The sequence below is a fragment of the Pseudonocardia oceanicola genome, from assembly GCF_047200735.1.
In the GTDB taxonomy this organism is placed as follows: domain Bacteria; phylum Actinomycetota; class Actinomycetes; order Mycobacteriales; family Pseudonocardiaceae; genus Pseudonocardia.
This window is the reverse complement of the sequence record NZ_JBJZON010000002.1, coordinates 399947-415011: the sequence shown is the minus strand read 5'-3', so window position 1 is coordinate 415011 and position 15065 is coordinate 399947. Positions and strand designations below refer to the sequence as shown.

General features: G+C 72.4%; 12 protein-coding genes and 1 tRNA gene. 11 read left to right on the top strand and 2 right to left on the bottom strand.

The annotated features are described in order from the left end of the window. Positions 1-22: 22 nt before the first annotated feature. The 11 genes from ACL02T_RS06200 (at position 23) to ACL02T_RS06150 (ending at position 11542) form a co-directional block, all read left to right on the top strand. On the top strand, positions 23-1396 hold the full coding sequence (locus ACL02T_RS06200; protein ID WP_412829683.1) for a wax ester/triacylglycerol synthase domain-containing protein: 1374 nt from the start codon (positions 23-25) through the stop codon (positions 1394-1396). Between the two features lie 197 nt (positions 1397-1593). Beyond that, a complete protein-coding gene (gene katG, locus ACL02T_RS06195; RefSeq protein ID WP_412829773.1) occupies positions 1594-3777 on the top strand; it encodes a catalase/peroxidase HPI in 2184 nt (727 codons plus the stop codon). 165 nt (positions 3778-3942) lie between these two features. Beyond that, complete coding sequence (locus ACL02T_RS06190) at positions 3943-5337, top strand: DNA-binding protein (RefSeq protein ID WP_412829682.1); 1395 nt, start codon at positions 3943-3945, stop codon at positions 5335-5337. Positions 5338-5708: 371 nt separating this feature from the next. Further along, complete coding sequence (locus ACL02T_RS06185) at positions 5709-6176, top strand: MSMEG_3727 family PQQ-associated protein (RefSeq protein WP_412829681.1); 468 nt, start codon at positions 5709-5711, stop codon at positions 6174-6176. A gap of 13 nt (positions 6177-6189) precedes the next feature. Then, positions 6190-7893: a methanol/ethanol family PQQ-dependent dehydrogenase gene (locus ACL02T_RS06180; protein WP_412829680.1), complete on the top strand. Its 1704-nt coding sequence runs from the start codon at positions 6190-6192 to the stop codon at positions 7891-7893. 59 nt (positions 7894-7952) lie between these two features. Further along, on the top strand, positions 7953-8048 hold the full coding sequence (gene pqqA / locus ACL02T_RS06175) for a pyrroloquinoline quinone precursor peptide PqqA (protein ID WP_345380851.1): 96 nt from the start codon (positions 7953-7955) through the stop codon (positions 8046-8048). A 71-nt stretch (positions 8049-8119) separates the two neighbouring features. After that, positions 8120-9013, top strand: coding sequence for a pyrroloquinoline quinone biosynthesis protein PqqB (pqqB, locus tag ACL02T_RS06170; protein ID WP_412829679.1), 894 nt, complete (start codon positions 8120-8122; stop codon positions 9011-9013). Positions 9014-9021: 8 nt separating this feature from the next. After that, on the top strand, positions 9022-9726 hold the full coding sequence (gene pqqC, locus ACL02T_RS06165) for a pyrroloquinoline-quinone synthase PqqC (RefSeq protein WP_412829678.1): 705 nt from the start codon (positions 9022-9024) through the stop codon (positions 9724-9726). Between the two features lie 7 nt (positions 9727-9733). Next, the gene (gene pqqD / locus ACL02T_RS06160) at positions 9734-10075 is read left to right on the top strand and encodes a pyrroloquinoline quinone biosynthesis peptide chaperone PqqD (RefSeq protein WP_412829677.1); all 342 of its coding nucleotides are present in this window, start codon (positions 9734-9736) and stop codon (positions 10073-10075) included. Further along, a complete protein-coding gene (pqqE, locus tag ACL02T_RS06155) occupies positions 10068-11159 on the top strand; it encodes a pyrroloquinoline quinone biosynthesis protein PqqE (protein WP_412829676.1) in 1092 nt (363 codons plus the stop codon). Before pqqD ends, pqqE begins: the two co-directional genes overlap by 8 nt. Before the next feature lie 5 nt (positions 11160-11164). Further along, positions 11165-11542 (top strand): hypothetical protein, encoded by a 378-nt coding sequence (locus tag ACL02T_RS06150; RefSeq protein ID WP_412829675.1) that lies wholly within the window; start codon positions 11165-11167, stop codon positions 11540-11542. Positions 11543-11625: 83 nt separating this feature from the next. Here the strand turns inward: ACL02T_RS06150 and ACL02T_RS06145 are convergent. After that, positions 11626-11702, bottom strand: a tRNA-Met gene (locus ACL02T_RS06145). A gap of 284 nt (positions 11703-11986) precedes the next feature. Then, positions 11987-14911, bottom strand: coding sequence for a UPF0182 family protein (locus ACL02T_RS06140; RefSeq protein WP_412829772.1), 2925 nt, complete (start codon positions 14909-14911; stop codon positions 11987-11989). Between the last annotated feature and the right edge of the window lie 154 nt (positions 14912-15065).

Below are 15065 nucleotides of genomic sequence, written 5' to 3'. Positions count from 1 at the left end.
CGCGTGCACGAGGCTGCGGGCCGTGGTGACGAGGCTCCGGCTCGACGAGCTGATGTACACGTGGTTCGGCGGCGACGCCCCGATGCAGATCGGGCTGCTCGCCGTCCTCGAGGCCGGGCCGTTCCGGCGGGCCGATGGCCCGGTCGACCTGGAGCGGGTCCGGACGGAACTGGCCGCGCGGGCCGGGAGGGTCACGACGCTGCGGCGCCGGGTCGTGCGGACCCGGCCCGGCGAGGGCCGGCCTTTCTGGGCCGAGGACCCGGCGTTCGCCCCGCTCGACCATGTCGGGGTGACGAGCCTGCCGGCCGGGACCGACCTGCCGAGCTGGGCGGCGACCCGGGCGGCGCGGCCGCTGGACCCGGACCGGCCCTTGTGGCGCGCCGAGATCGTCGGCGGGCTCCCCGGGGGACAGCCGGCGGTGCTCCTGGTGATGTCACACGTCCTCGTCGACGGAGCGGCCGGCGTGGCGCTGGCCGGCACCCTGTTCGACCCCCGTCCCGAGACGGTGGTCCCCGCCGCCCCACCGGCGGCGCCGCCGCTCCCGTCGCACCGGCAGCTCCGGCACGAGCGGCGGCGCGAGGCCGCCGCGGCCCTGCGGAGGGCCCGGCGGCGCTCGGCCGGACCGCGGCCCACCGGCCTGCACGGCCTGCGGCAGGTGCGGGCCGCCGCGGCGGACTTCGCCGGGCCGGAGCCGGTCACCTCGCTGCCCCGGCACGTCGGGCCGGGCCGCAGGCTGCGGATCGTCCGCGAATCCCTGCCGGAACTGCGACGCTGCGGACACGGGCTCGGAGCCACGGTGAACGACCTGGTCCTCGCCGCCGTCACGGCAGGTCTGCACGAGCTGCTGACCGCGCGGGGCGAGGACCCCTCCGGGCTGGTCCTGCGGGCGATGGTCCCGGCCACCCTCGGCCGGGCCGACCGGCAGGTGGGGCGGATGCTCGTCGTCGGCCTGCCCGTCGGGGAGCCGGACCCGGCACGCCGGCTCGCGCTGATCCACGGGGCCACCTCCGCGGGCAAGGCCCGGCTGCGCGCCGGCGCCGAGGACGTCGCCGACCTCCGCCTGCCCCTCCCCCTCGCGCGGTGGGTGCTGCGCCGGGCGCGGCGCGTCGGCAGCCGGCGGGTGACCCTTGCCGTCACCGACGTGAGCGGGCCCTCGGCACCGCTGTGGCTGGCCGGTGCCCGGCTGCTCAGCGCGGCCCCGATCGCACCGCTGAGTCCCGGGGTGGCGTTGTCGGTCGCGGCGCTGTCCTACACGGGCGAGGTGGCGGTCTCGGTGAACGCCGACGCCGCGGTCGACGACCTGGAGGTGATGACCGAGGGCATGGCCCGCGGCTTCGCCGCCCTGGGAGCTCTCGCGGAACGGGTCGCGCGGTCTCAGACTGCGACACATTCTTGATCGGTTCCAGAAACTGCACCAGACTCCGCGGCGTGCCGGGCGGGGGCCCGGGCCGGCGACGCCACCGCCACGTGGTGCCGGTCCTGCAGCCCCGCTGCCCCCGGGTCCCGGCCCGCCGCACGCCCACCACGCACGCCCCCGAGCGCAGGAGGATCGCAGTGTCGCTGTCCGACGACCACACCACGGTCGAGAAGCAGATGCAGACGGAGGAGGCCGCCGGCTGTCCGGTGCACGCCGGTCGCCTCGGGCACCCGACCGAGGGCGCCGGCAACACCGACTGGTGGCCGCAGCAGCTCAACCTGAAGATCCTCCGCAAGCACGCGCCCGCCGCCGATCCGATGGGTCCGGACTTCGACTACGCCGCGGAGTTCGCGACGGTCGACCTGGACGAGCTGGCCCGGGACGTCGACGCCGTCCTGACCGACTCGAAGGACTGGTGGCCGGCGGACTTCGGTCACTACGGCCCGTTCATGATCCGCATGGCGTGGCACAGCGCCGGCACCTACCGGGTCGAGGACGGCCGCGGCGGCGCGGGCGCCGGCATGCAGCGGTTCGCGCCGCTGAACAGCTGGCCGGACAACGGCAACCTGGACAAGGCCCGCCGCCTGCTGTGGCCGGTCAAGAAGAAGTGGGGCAGGAAGGTCTCCTGGGCCGACCTCATGATCTTCACGGGCAACCGTGCCCTGGATACCATGGGGCTTGCGACCTTCGGCTTCGCCGGCGGCCGCGCGGACGTCTGGGAGCCGGACGAGGACGTCTACTGGGGACCGGAGCGGACCTGGCTCGGCGACGAGCGCTACACCGGCGACCGCGAGCTCGAGCGACCGCTCGGCGCCGTCCAGATGGGCCTGATCTACGTCAACCCGGAGGGGCCGAACGCCCAACCGGACCCGGTCGCCGCGGCCCGCGACATCCGCGAGACCTTCGGCCGGATGGCGATGAACGACGAGGAGACCGTCGCCCTCATCGCCGGTGGCCACACCTTCGGCAAGACCCACGGCGCCGCGAACCCGGACGTGGACGACAACGTCGGCCCCGAGCCGGAGGGCGCCCCGATCGAGGAGCAGGGCCTGGGCTGGAAGCAGGGCTTCGGCACGGGCAAGGGCCGCGACACCATCACCTCCGGCCTCGAGGTCACCTGGACCTCCACCCCGACGCAGTGGAGCAACGGGTTCTTCGACAACCTCTTCGGCTACGTGTGGGAGCTCGAGAAGAGCCCCGCCGGTGCCTGGCAGTGGGTGGCGAAGGACGCCGGGAACGTCATCCCGGACCCGGAGACGAACGAGCCGGCCCGCAGGCCGACCATGCTGACCACGGACCTCTCGCTGCGGTTCGACCCGATCTACGAGCCGATCTCGCGCCGGTTCCACGAGAACCCCGACGAGTTCGCCGACGCCTTCGCCCGCGCCTGGTACAAGCTGACCCACCGCGACATGGGCCCGATCCAGCGCTACCTCGGCCCGCTGGTGCCGCAGGAGGAGCTGCTCTGGCAGGACCCGATCCCGGCCCGCGGCGACTACACCCTGTCGGACGCGGACGTGGCCGACCTCAAGGCCCGGATCCTGGGGACGGGGCTGTCGGTCCCGCAGCTGGTCGCCGCGGCCTGGGCCGCCGCGTCCTCGTTCCGGAGCAGCGACAAGCGGGGCGGCGCCAACGGCGGCCGCATCCGCCTCGAGCCGCAGCGCGGCTGGGAGGTCAACGACCCGGAGGAGCTCGCCCAGGTCATCCGCGCGCTGGAGAGCGTGCGGTCCGCGTTCGGCGGCACCGTCTCCTTCGCCGACCTCGTGGTGCTCGGCGGGGTCGCCGCGGTGGAGAAGGCCGCGAAGGACGCCGGCACGCCGGTCGAGGTGCCCTTCACCCCGGGCCGGACGGACGCGACCCAGGAGCAGACGGACGTCGAGTCCTTCGCCCACCTGGAGCCCACCCACGACGGCTTCCGCAACCACCGCGGCAAGGGGCAGCGCCTGCCGGCCGAGTACCTGCTCGTCGACCGGGCGAACCTGCTCGGCCTGTCCGCGCCGGAGATGACGGTGCTGGTCGGCGGCCTGCGGGTGCTCGGCGCGAACACCGGCGGCTCGAAGGCCGGCGTGCTGACCGACGAGGTCGGCACGCTGACCAACGACTTCTTCACCAACCTGCTCGACATGGACGTCGAGTGGACGTCGGTGGCCGGGGACGACGACCTGTTCGAGGCGCGCCCGCGCTCGGGCGGGGACGTCAGGTGGACCGGCACCCGCGCCGACCTGGTGTTCGGCTCGAACTCGGAGCTGCGGGCGGTCGCCGAGGTCTATGCGAGCGACGACGCGAAGGAGAAGTTCGTCCGCGACTTCGTCGCCGCCTGGGCCAAGGTCATGGACGCGGACCGGTACGACCTGGTCTGATCCCGCTCCACCCCCACTGCGCGGGCCGGCCGGCCCGGGCACCACCACCGCAGGGCCCCCGGGACGCCGCGCGCGTCCCGGGGGCCCTTTCGTCGGCTGCCACGCGGGGCCGCCGGTCCCTACAGTGGGTCTCGCCTGGCAGCGCTCAACGACGAGTGGTCTCTCATGAACGACGTACATCGGCTCGGGCCCACGGCCGCGACCCCGTACCGGGACACGGTGTTCGCGGCGTGGGAACGGTTCGTGCAGGGCGAGGACAGCGTCCCCGGGGTGCGCCCCGAGGTGGTGGTGTCCTGGCAGCGCTGCCGGGAGCAGTACCGCGTGGACCCGCTCCTGCGCGCCGCCCCGGTCGCCGTCGAGCAGATCGACCACACCCTCGAGCACGACGTCGTCTTCGCCGAGCTGGGGGGCCTGGCCGCGTCCGTCGCCCAGGACGTCGAGAACCTCAGCGGGATCGTGACCGTCACCGACGCCACCGGCCGGATCCTCGCCGCCTGGGGCGACCACACCACGCGGGCCAGGGCGTCGGGCTCCAACCTGGCCCCGTGGTACTGCTGGTCGGAGTACGCGGCGGGCACGAACGGCATGGGCACGGCGCTGGAGGCCCACGGGCCGGTCCTGGTCCGCGGCGCCGAACACTGGTGCCAGGCCTTCCACAACTGGGTGTGCGCCGGCATCGCGGTGCGGGACGTGGTGACCCGGGACCCGATCGCGGTCCTGAACATCTCCTGTTGGCGCACCGCACTCCCGGAGTCCACGGGCGGGTGGCTCTCGCACGCCGTCGCCACGACCCGGCGCACGTTGCGCAGCCGCGCCCGCGACAGCGGGACCGCGCTGGTCGCCGCCTACACCCAGGCCCGCTCCCGCCCCGGCGCGGCGCTCGCCGCGATGGACACCGCGGGCAAGGTGGTGATCGCCGACGAGACGGCGAGCGTGCTCATGGGCGTCCCGGCGGCCACCCCGGCGATCGACCCGACGGTGCGATGGAACCCCGGGCTGCCCGACCTGATCGGGATCGCCCGGTACGCCAACCGGCAGGCGGAGCACAACCGGGAGTGGGTCGGTTCCACCCGAGTCTTCACCCACCTGGTGCAGGAGCCGACACCGGTCAGCGTCCACCCGGTCTTCGTCTCGGGGCGGATGGTCGGGAGCCTGCTCGCCTTCGGCACCGCCGACGGGGAACCGCTCGCCGAGGCCGAGGCGCCCGTCCGGTCGCGGAGGACCCCACGCCGGCTCGTCGCGCAGCGCGGGGACCGGCTGGTACTCCTGCGCCCGTCGGAGGTCCACCTCGCCGAGGCGGACGGCAACGAGGTGTGGCTGTCGACGGACGAGGGGCGGCTGCGCGCCGCCTCGACGGGCCTGGACCGGCTCGACGACGAACTGGCGGACGCGGGGTTCCTGCGGGTGCACCGCCGCTACCTGGTCAACCTCGAGCGCGTCCGGGAGGTCGACCGGGGCTGCAAGGGCGAGCTGTCGCTCGTCCTGGACAACCGGACGAGCGATCGCGTACCGGTTTCCCGGCGCAATGCCTCGGCCGTGCGGCGGGCGCTGGGAATCTGAGCACGGGCAACCGGAACGATCTCCCGGCGGCACCGGACCGCGGGGGAACGGTAGCTTCCGCCGAACGAACGGCGAACCCGCCCCGAAGAATCGACCGTGACCTTGCTCACGCTTTTTGCCGAGCGTAGTCTTCTCCTCCTCCGGAGAACGGATAGGGGCGGCGCCCGACCACGTCGGCGGCCGCTGTACCCCACCGTTCGTCGTGCACTTCTCCGAACGGCTTTCGAGACGACCGACAGCGACCGCTGCCCGTGACCACCGGGCTCGTCGTCGTACCCGGGACGAGGCACGGGCCGCCGGGTCCGAGGCGCGGGTGGCCGGGGGTGCGGCCGGATCAACACGCGTGAGTCGCGGATCAGGAGGCGAGGCCGATGACGACCAGCACCGCCCAGGAACGGGCCGAACTGCTGCACAAGCTGGGGTTGGACCATCAGAACAAGGGGCCCATCGGCCGTGTCATCGCGACCGGCAACGTCGAGCAGGCCAAGGAGCGCGAGGACGGCACCATGCACACCCGGCTCCGGATCAATCCCGACGAGCTCTGCTGGGACCCCTCGGTCATCGTCATGCCGCACGGCGGCGATCTCGAAATCGAAATCTTCAACGACGACCTCAACACGCACTGCGCACTGTTCCCCAGCAATGGCGACCGGAAGTTCATCTGGTTGGTGAACCATTCACGCGGGCGGGCCACCCTCAATCTCGACGGGCCCGGCTACTACTGGTTCAGCTCGCCCACCGGCAACGACGAGGGCCGGGGGCTGACCGGCGCCATCGTGGTACTCGGCGACGTCCCGCCCGAAGCCCGCCTGGACCGGCCCGAGCAGCCCCGGCCGTAGGAAGGAGCAGACCATGACCGTCGAGTACGTCGACGCCGGCGAGGCCATCGACCAGGGCGAACTGAGCGGCAAGCACGGCACAGCGCCGCCGGTCGTCGAGGGCGTCACCTACGAGCGCATCCTGGAGGCCCGGTCCGAGCCGCAGAACTGGCTCACCTACTACGGCGCCTACGACGGCCAGCGGTTCAGCCCGCTGGACCAGATCACCACGGAGAACGTCAAGCGGATCGGTCCCGCCTGGGTGTTCCAGTCCGGGACGAGCGGCATGATCGCCGGCGCGTCCACCTACGCCTTCGAGGCCTGCCCGCTCGTCGTGGACGGGGTCATGTTCGTCTCCGGCTGGGACGGCTGGGTGTGGGCCCTCGATGCGAAGACGGGCACCGAGATCTGGCGGTACAAGCACGCGACCCCGTTCGACGTGTCGCTGTGCTGCGGCAACGTCAACCGCGGGGTCGCCGTGGCCAAGGGGAAGGTCTTCGCGGTCACCCCGAACGCCCACGTGATCGCGCTCGACGCCACCACCGGCAAGAAGGTCTGGGACAAGACCTACGGCGACGTGCGGGCCGGCGAGAGCGCGACGTGCGCCCCGCTGGTCGTCAAGAACATGGTCATCGTGGGCAGCTCCGGCGGCGAGTTCGGCGTGCGGGGCCACCTGGACGCCTTCGAGCTCGACACCGGGGAGCACGTGTGGCGCTGCTACACCGTGCCGAAGCCCGGGGAACCGGGTTCCGAGACCTGGCCGTCGGACGGGCAGGCCTGGGCGCGCGGCGGCGCGAACTGCTGGCTGACCGGCACCTTCGACCCCGAGACGAACCTGCTGTACTGGGGGACCGGCAACCCCGCACCGGACTTCGACGGCGAGGTCCGCGAGGGCGACAACCTCTTCACGGACAGCATCGTCGCGATCGACGCGGACAGCGGGCAGATCCGGTGGCACTACCAGTGCACGCCACACGACGTGTGGGACTACGACAGCATCGCCGAGTGCATCCTGTTCGACTCGGACGGGCGCAAGCTGCTCGGGCACTTCGACAAGAACGGGTACTTCTTCGTCGTCGACCGCACCAACGGCGAGCTCGTGCAGATCACCCCCTTCGTGGACCGGATCGACTGGGGCAACATCACCCGCGACGGCAAGGTGACGCCCGCGAGGTACCCCGACAAGGAGGGTGAACCGGTCCACTTCTACCCGGGCCCGGCGGGTGCGAAGGAGTGGACGCACGCGGCCTACAGCCCCCGCACCGAACTGTTCTACGTGCCGATCCAGGACGTCGGCGCCACCGCCACCCGGCGTCGCCGCGAGTTCAAGGAGAGCATCCCCTACTGGGGTGCGGGCGTGCAGGTCGACATCGAGGACATGACCGGCTACGTCAGCGCCTTCGACGCGAACGGCGAGGAGAAGTGGCGCTGGCGCAACGACCTCCCGATGTGCGCGTCGGTCCTGGCCACGGGCGGCGACCTGGTCTTCGCCGGAACGCCCTCCGGGGAGTTCTACGCGCTCGACGCCCGCACCGGCGACGAGCTGTGGAAGTTCCAGTGCGGCAGCGGCCACCACAGCAGCCCGAGCACCTACATGGTGGACGGCCGGCAGTACGTCGTCGTGCCGGTCGGCTGGGGCGGCTGGGCCGAGGGCTTCCTGCCCGGCATGCTCGGCGCCGGTCACGGCAGCGCCCTCATGGTCTTCGCCCTGCCGGAGGACGCCGTCCCGAACCCGTAGTCCGGACCTGACCGGAGCCGGACGGGTCCCCGCAGTTCGCGCAGAGGGGAGGTGAGTCCATGGAGTCCCAGCTCGCCGTGTGGGAGCCACCGGAGTTCGACGAGATCGGGGTCGCCCCCGAGGTGACGATGTACGTCGCCCGGTGGGAGGACTGAAGCAGGAGGAGGTGGGAGGTGCGCCGGGCCCCGGGTCCGGCGCCCTCCCCGCTCCGGGGGGAGCTGTGCGGATGTGGCTGCGGGTGCTCGGATCGGCCGCCGGTGGCGGGTTTCCCCAGTGGAACTGCGACTGCCCGGGCTGCCGGGCGGTCCGTGACGGGACCCGGCCCTGCACCCCGCGCACCCAGTCTTCGGTCGCGGTGAGCGCCGACCGGCGCAGCTGGTTCCTGCTCAACGCCTCGCCGGACGTCCGGCTGCAGATCGAGGCCTTCCCGGCCCTGCACCCGCGCGCGGGCCGGGCGACGCCGGTGCGGGCGGTGCTGCTCACCGACGCCGAGCTCGACCACACGCTCGGGCTCCTGCTGCTGCGCGAGGGCGGGCCGCTCGCGCTGCACGCCACGGAGGCGGTGCGCGAGACCCTGTGCGAGGGGACCGCGCTGCTCAGGACCCTGGAGCGCTACTGCGCGGTCGACTGGCACCCGGTCGTCCCCACCGCCGAGGTGGACCTGGGTGCGGGGCTGTCCTACCGCGCCTTCGACGTCCCCACGAGCAAGAAGCAGCGCTTCGGGGCCGGCCGGTCGGAGGGCCGCGTCGTCGGGTACCGGTTGACGGACACCCGCACCGGTCGGGCCGCGGTGTACCTGCCCGGGGTGCAGGAACTCACCCCGGCGGTCCGCTCGGAACTGCAGGGGTGCGCCTGCCTGCTCCTCGACGGCACCTGCTGGACCGACGACGAGATGGCCCGGCTCGGCCTCGCGTCGAAGACCTCCCGCGACATGGGCCACCTGCCGATGGACGGCCCCGGCGGGAGCCTCGAGCAGGTCGCGGGCCTGGACGTCGGCCGCACGGTCTACGTCCACCTGAACAACACCAATCCCGTGCTGCTGGACGACTCGCCGGAACGCCGGGCGGTCGAACGGCGCGGGATGGAGATCGCCACGGACGGCCTCGAGGTGGAGGTCTAGGGGGTGCCATGACGGCCGGAACGATCGGGACGAGCGCGGGGACGGAGGAGTTCGTCGACGCGCTGCGGGCGCGGTCACGGCAGTACCACGACCGGCACCCGTTCCACGTGCGGATGAACGCCGGCCTGCTGAGCCCCCGGCAGATCCGTGGCTGGGTGGCCAACCGCTTCTACTACCAGGAGAACATCCCCCGCAAGGACGCGGCCATCCTCGCCAACTGTCCCGACCTGGGGGTCCGGCGGCGGTGGATCCGCCGCATCGTCGACCACGACGGGACGGCCGGCGACGAGGGTGGCATCGAGGCGTGGCTGCGGCTGGGCGAGGCCGCGGGGCTGCCGCGCGAGGAACTCCAGGACCGTCGGCACCTGGTCCCCGGCGTGCGGTTCGCCGTCGACGCCTACGTGACGTTCGCGCGCACGCGGCCCTGGGTGGAGGCCGTGGCGTCGTCGCTGACCGAGCTCTTCGCCCCGGACCTGATGGCCGAGCGGCTCGCCGCGTTCGAGCGGTACTACCCGTGGATCGACCGGGAGGGCCTGACCTACTTCCGGAACCGACTGCACCAGGCGCCCCGGGACTCCGAGCACGCCCTGGAGGTGGTCACCACCCACTGCCGCACCCCCGAGGAACAGGAGCGGGCCGTGGCCGCGCTGACCTTCAAGTGCGACGTGCTGTGGGCCATGATGGACGCGATCGACCGGGCCCACCCGGAGTGACGCGGCGATGAGTTCCTCCGAACCCGCAGTGGTGAGCGGCGCGGTGTCCCCCACCGCACGGCCCCGGCTGGCCCGGCACGTCCGGCTGACCTTCGATCCCTCGCGGGAGCGGCACGTACTGCTGCGCCCCGAGGCCGTGGTCGTCCTCAACGGCACCGGGGCGGACATCCTCGGCCTGTGCGACGGCCGGCGGACCGTGGCCGAGATCGTCGCGGACCTGCGGAGGCGGTACGAGCGCGTGGCGGAGGCCGACGTGCAGCGCTTCCTGGCCGGCCTCGTCGACCGCCGGTGCGTGCAGATCGCCCCCGGCACCGACGCCGGGATCGCGGCAGGGGGCGGCGATGGATAGGCCCTTCGGCCTGCTGGCCGAGCTCACCTACCGCTGCCCGCTCGCCTGTCCGTACTGCTCCAACCCCCTCGACCTCGCCGCCTACCGGGACGAGCTGGGCACCGCCGAGTGGCTGCGGGTGCTCGAGGAGGCCCGGGACCTGGGTGTGCTGCAGTGCCATCTGTCCGGGGGCGAGCCGCTCCTGCGGCGGGACCTGGTGGAGCTCGTGCGGCGCGCGACCGAGCTCGGCCTCTACACCAACCTCGTGACGAGCGCCGTCGGGCTGACCCGGCGCCGCGCGGAGGACCTGCACGCCGCCGGCCTCGACCACGTGCAGATCAGCATCCAGGCCGACGAGCCCGGCGCGTCGGACCGCATCGCCGGCACCCCGTCGTTCGCGCGCAAGATCGACGCCGCCCGGATCGTGAAGGAGCTGGGCTGGCCGCTGACGGTCAACGTCGTCCTGCACCGGCAGAACATCGACGCGCTCGCCGCCATCGTCGGGCTGGCCGAGGAGCTGCGCGCCGACCGCGTCGAGCTGGCCAACACGCAGTACTACGGCTGGGCGCTGCGCAACCGCGCCGCGCTGCTGCCGAGCGCGGAGCAGCTCGACCGGGCCGAGGAGGTCGTCCGCGCGACGGCGAGGCGGCTCGCCGGCCGGATGGACGTCGTCTACGTGCTGCCGGACCACTACGAGCGCTACCCGAAGCCCTGCATGGGCGGTTGGGGCTCGCGGCAGCTGACCGTGGCTCCCCACGGCGACGCCCTGCCGTGCCTCGCCGCGCAGACGCTCCCGCTCCCCCGCGTGAACGTGCGGGAGGAGTCACTGGAGTGGATCTGGACCGACTCGCCGCTCTTCCGGCGCTTCCGCGGCACCGACTGGATGCCGGATCCCTGCCGGAGCTGCGACCGGCGCGAGATCGATTTCGGTGGCTGCCGCTGCCAGGCGTTCCAGCTCACCGGCGACGCCGCCCGCACCGACCCCGTCTGCCACCTCTCGCCCGACCACGGGGTGGTCGAGGACCTCGTGCGGCGGGCCAACGAGGGGGCGCGCCCGCAGGTGGAGGCCCTCGTCCCGCGCCCGCACCGGGCGGGGTCGTCGTGAGGACCGTGCGGACCGCGGCTCACCGGCCCCGGCACCCGGAGGCCGACCAGGCCGAGCTGGCGTACCGCATCGGGTGCGACGCCGCGGCGCTCCGGCTGGAGTGCACCTACGCCGACGCCCCGGAGCCGATCTGCCACGAACTGCTGCCCTGGTTCACCACCACCGAGCGCCTCCTACGGGGATCGACGCTGCCCCTCGACGTACTGGGCGGGCTCGCCGACGAGTGGCGGCGACGCCGCTCGCCCTACTTCTCGGACGACGACTGGGCGGAGGTCCACCTCGTGCCGCCGTTCGACCGGCCGCCCCCGTCGCTGTGGTGGCGCCTGTGCCGGGGTCGCGAGCCGGTGCCACCCCGCTCGACGGGCCGCGCGATCGCGGAGTGACCGCGGTTCCCGGGTCGAGGGCCCGGCCGGCGAGAGCACCATGCGAAAGGCCCCCAGGACGCCGTCCTGAGGGCCTTTCGCGGTGGTAGCGGGGGCAGGATTCGAACCTGCGACCTCTGGGTTATGAGCCCAGCGAGCTACCGAGCTGCTCCACCCCGCGTCGCTGTGGTCTGCCCTTCCGGGCTTCGCACTGCTGTCTTGCTGTTGTGCCCAGAACATTACACGCCCGCCAACGGCGCGTGCACGGGGGGTCGGTTCGGGGTCCGGCGCCCTGACCAGCGACGACGCCGAGCCCTCGGCAGCCGTGCCGCGTTTGCGCCGGTCAGCGCGTCGTTCGTCCGATCCGGTGGGCCTGCTCACACCTGGCGCCACGGTCCGCAGCACCGAGAACGCCGACGGGCGGCCCCGGGAACCGGGACCGCCCGCCTGCGGAACGAACGCGGCTCAGCCGCCCGGCGACGGGGCCGGGGTGGGTGAGGCCGCCGGCGCCGCACTCTGCGCCGCCTGGAACTTCTGCACGGCCGCGTCGAGGGCCGAGAGCGCCTCGCCCTGGGCGGCGAAGTCACCGGACTGCTGCGCGGCCTTGAGCTGCGCCAGGGCCGAGGAGATCTCGCTGGCCGCGGACGCCAACTCGGGGCTGGCCCCGGCACCCGGCGTCGCCGTCGACGGCGCCTGCGGGGTCGAGCCCTGGGACGGTGTCGTGGCGGCGGCACCGGCACCGGCGCCCGCCCCGAACACCTGGTCCAGCGCGGTGGCCAGGTTCGCGTCGTAGCCGACCCGCCCGCCGAAGCTCACGAGCACGCGAGCGAGCTGCGGGTAGGAGGAGTCCTGCCCCGCCCGCTCGATGTACACCGGCTCCACGTACAACAGCCCACCGGCCACGGGCAGCGTCAGCAGGTTCCCGTAGTCGATCGTGGTCTGGTTCTGTCTCAGCAGGTTCAGCTCCGACGACACGTTCGGCGAACCGAGGAACTGCGCCTGGACCTGCTGCGGGCCGAGCGTCTGCGTGTCGGCCGGCAACTGGAGCACGGTGATCTTGCCGTAGTCCTCCGGTTCCGAGCTCGCCGACATGTACGACGCCATGAACTGCCGTCGCAGGCTCACCAGCGCGCTGGTGAGCTGGAAGCTCGCGCCGTCCTCCCCGGGCAGCCCGGTGAGCAGGTAGTACGGCGGCTGCGCGTCCTGCGACGCGCCGGTGTTGCCCTGCACCGTCGGGTCCGACGGGACGTCCCAGAACGACACCGTGGAGAAGAACTCACCCGGGTTGTCGACGTGGTAGCGCGTCAGCAGCTCACGCTGGACCTTGAACTGGTCCTCCGGGTACCGGAAGTGCTCGCGCAGCGCGTCGCTGATGTCCGCCGCCGGCTTGACGGTGCCCGGGAACGTCTTCATCCACGTCGTGAGGACCGGGTCCTGCTCGTCGAAGGCGTACAGCGTGACGGTGCCGTCGTAGGCGTCGACGGTCGCCTTGACCGAGTTGCGCAGGTAGCTGACGGTCTCGTTGGGCAGCCGCTGGCCCTGCAGACCGAGCTGGCTGTCCTGGGTCGTGTCGCCCAGCGGCACCTGCTCCGCGTACGGGTAGTTCCGCAGCGTGGTGTAGCCGTCGACGATCCACTGGATGCGGCCGTCGACCACCGCCGGGTACGGGTCGTTGTCGACGGTCAGCCAAGGCGCGACCTTCTCGACCCGCTCCCGCGGGTCACGGTCGTACATGATCTTGGAGTTGTCGTTGATGGAACTGTTGAACAGGATGTTCCGCTCGCCGTAGTAGAGCGAGAAGACCAGCCGGTTGAACAGGTTGCCGAGGTCGACGCCGCCCCTGCCCCGGTAGGTGTACTGCGCCGTGTCGGTGTCGTACTCCCGCGGCGCGGCACCCTCCTCGGCGCCGACGATCGAGTAGTCGGTGATCAGCTCGCCGTAGTAGATCCGCGGCTCGGCGACCGGGATCTGCCCCTCGGTCGTCGTGTCGCTGACGGTGAACTTCGGCAGGCCGCCCTGGCCGCCGGTGTCCTCCAGCGCGGCGTTGACCTGGTTGGCCGGTGCCGCGACGAACCCGTTGCCGTGGGTGTAGACGAGGTGCCGGTTGATCCAGTCCTGCTGGTTGCCGACGAGCGCGCTCGAGTCGAGCTCGCGGGCGGCGACCACGTAGTCCTGCTTCTGCCCGTTGATCGTGTACCGGTCGATGTCCAGCTTGTCGGGGAACCCGTAGAAGTTCCGCCGCTGCTGGAGCTGGGTGAAGGTCTTGTTGAGCTTCGCCGGGTCGAGCAGGCGGATGTTCGGGATCGTGTCCGTGTCCGCCCGGACCTGGGCCGACGTGGCGGTGGACGTGCCCGAGTAGGGCTCGATGGTGACCTTGTCGTCCGTGAGCCCGAAGGCCTGCCGGGTGGCGGCGATGTTGCGCTCGATGGAGGGTGCCTCACGCTCGTTCGCGTTGGGCGCGACGACGAACTGCTGCAGCACCGCGGGCCACGCGGCACCGACCAGCACGCTCGACAGCACCAGCAGCACCACCGCGATCGCCGGCAGCTGCAGGTTCCGCCGGAACACCGCCGCGAAGAAGGCCGCGGCGCAGATGATCGAGATGACCAGCAGGATGATCTTCGCCGGCATCACGGCGTTGAGGTCCGTGTAGGTGGCGCCGAAGAAGTTCTGGTTGCGGTCGGAGTAGAGCAGCTCGTACCGGTCGAGGTAGTAGGCGACCGCCTTGAGCAGCACGAACAGGCCGGCGAGGATCGCCAGTTGCGCGCGCGCGGCCGCGGACACCTGGCCCGAGCGGCCCGCCAGCCGGATCCCGCCGAAGACGTAGTGCGCGATCAGGGCCACCACGAAGCTGATCGCGACGGTGACGAACAGCCAGTTGAGCAGCATCCGGATGAACGGCAGCGTGAAGGCGTAGAAGCCGATGTCGTTGCCGAACTCGGGATCGGTCTGCCCGAACGGCGTGCCGTTCAGGAACATCTGCGTGGTCTGCCACTCGCCCTGGGCGGCCAGCCCGGCGATGATGCCGACGAGCACCGGGATGCCGATCCCGAACAGCCGCAGCCGGGAGATGATCACCGTGCGGTACCGGGCGATCGGGTCCTCCGGCCCGTTGACCGGCACGAAGACCGGGCGGAAGCGGTAGGCGAGCCACAGCGTGAGCCAGACCGCGCCGCCGAGCAGCAGCCCGCCGATCACGAACTGGACGACCCGCGTGCCGATCACCGTGCCCAGCACGCCGCGGTAGCCCGTCTCGCCGTACCAGAGCCAGTCGACGTAGAGGTCGATCAGCCGGGACCCGCCCAGCAGCACCACCACCAGGACCGCGGCCGCGATCAGCAGTATCCGCGTACGGCGGGACAACGACGGTGTGCCCGCCGGGGGCCGCATGGCCACGGCAACTCCTCGAGGGTCGGTTCAGGTGCGTCAACTCTACGGACGGCGTGTGGAGTTCCCGTGTGTCCCGCGTGCACGCACCGTTCGTACGGTTCGTCCCTTCCGCGTCCGCTGGTGGCGACGGTACCGCGTTCTCCTGACGGTGCGG

Bases quoted from the DNA above. Each gene is read 5' to 3' on its own strand.
- katG (WP_412829773.1), top strand. From the start codon at position 1,594: ATGCAGACGGAGGAGGCCGCCGGCTGTCCGGTGCACGCCGGTCGCCTC.
- ACL02T_RS06180 (WP_412829680.1), top strand. From the start codon at position 6,190: ATGACCGTCGAGTACGTCGACGCCGGCGAGGCCATCGACCAGGGCGAA.
- ACL02T_RS06140 (WP_412829772.1), bottom strand. From the start codon at position 14,911: ATGCGGCCCCCGGCGGGCACACCGTCGTTGTCCCGCCGTACGCGGATA.
- pqqC (WP_412829678.1), top strand. From the start codon at position 9,022: ATGACGGCCGGAACGATCGGGACGAGCGCGGGGACGGAGGAGTTCGTC.
- pqqE (WP_412829676.1), top strand. From the start codon at position 10,068: ATGGATAGGCCCTTCGGCCTGCTGGCCGAGCTCACCTACCGCTGCCCG.
- pqqD (WP_412829677.1), top strand. From the start codon at position 9,734: ATGAGTTCCTCCGAACCCGCAGTGGTGAGCGGCGCGGTGTCCCCCACC.
- ACL02T_RS06185 (WP_412829681.1), top strand. From the start codon at position 5,709: ATGACGACCAGCACCGCCCAGGAACGGGCCGAACTGCTGCACAAGCTG.
- ACL02T_RS06190 (WP_412829682.1), top strand. From the start codon at position 3,943: ATGAACGACGTACATCGGCTCGGGCCCACGGCCGCGACCCCGTACCGG.
- pqqA (WP_345380851.1), top strand. From the start codon at position 7,953: ATGGAGTCCCAGCTCGCCGTGTGGGAGCCACCGGAGTTCGACGAGATC.
- pqqB (WP_412829679.1), top strand. From the start codon at position 8,120: ATGTGGCTGCGGGTGCTCGGATCGGCCGCCGGTGGCGGGTTTCCCCAG.